The organism is Rhodoferax sp. ZS1R8 (genome assembly GCF_056521325.1).
In genome coordinates this window covers 1-1,025 of record NZ_JBWMBA010000212.1, presented here as the reverse complement: position 1 = coordinate 1,025, position 1,025 = coordinate 1, and the positions used below count along the sequence as shown (strand labels likewise).

The 1,025-nt window shown below is 62.9% G+C and carries 1 protein-coding gene and 1 pseudogene; both read left to right on the top strand.

Annotation, left to right across the window (positions count from 1 at the left end; all coding sequences use genetic code 11):
• On the top strand, positions 1–739 hold a 739-nt coding region (locus tag AC097P_RS25065), incomplete at its 5' end, for a VTT domain-containing protein (protein WP_479613118.1).
• A pseudogene (locus tag AC097P_RS25060) lies at positions 732–1,025 on the top strand (DNA alkylation repair protein); the annotation flags it as partial. The gene AC097P_RS25065 and the pseudogene AC097P_RS25060, both read left to right, overlap by 8 nt.

Here is a 1,025-nt window from a genome sequence, read left to right as displayed (position 1 = left end):
ATCGCTGGTGGCAGACTGGGTCTGGTATGCAGCGGGCCGCAAGTTTGGCTATCGGGTGCTGGCCTTGCTGTGCAAGATGTCCATCAACCCCAGCTCGTGTGTCAACCAGACCGAGGCGCGGTTTACCAAATGGGGCGTGTGGTCGCTGGTGTTTGGCAAGTTCATACCCGGCTTTGCCACGGTGGCGCCACCGGTTGCTGGGGCCTTGGGTATGGCGCCATCTTCGTTTTTTATGGCATCTGCCCTGGGCGCGGGCTTGTGGGCGGGCATGGCTTTGCTGGCGGGGTATGCGTTTCAGGCCCAGATTGATGGCGCTCTGGCGTGGATGACGGCGCATGGCATACACCTTGCGCTGATCGGCTCGGCGCTGGTAGCAGTGGTGATAGCCTGGAAATACTTGCAAAAGGCCCGGTTTGAGCGGCTGGCCGCCATGCAGCACATCGAGGTGGACGCGTTCACCCAGGCACTGGCTGGCCCGCGGCCGCCCCACATCATCGACCTGCGCACCCACAGCCTGGCGTTAGACACCGGCTTCATACCCAACGCCCACCTCACCGAATACAGCGCGCTGGACCAATCCTTGGCGGGGGTCGACAAAGACTATCCCATCGTCACCATTTGCGCTTGTCCGCAAGACGCCGGTGCGGTGCACGCGGCGCAAAACCTGCAGCGGCTGGGTTACCGCAACGCCCTCCCGCTGCGGGGTGGCTTTGATGCATGGAAAGCGGCGCATGGCTGAACCCCTCATCGCCCAATACGGCCCCGACGTGCCCCAGGCCATTGCCCGCATGGTTGCGGCAGTGCATCCGCGTTTTGATGTGGATGCATTCCTGCACGATGCCCTCAGCGGATATGACGCATTGACGCTGATGCCGCGTGGCAAACACATTGCCCGTGCGCTGCACAAGCATTTGCCACCCGACTATGGCGAGGCGGTGCGCATTCTGCTGGCGTCTGTTGACCAGCCGCATGGGCGTGCGCCGGGCTTGTCGCTGGCATCGTTTCTGTATCTGCCGCACACGGCG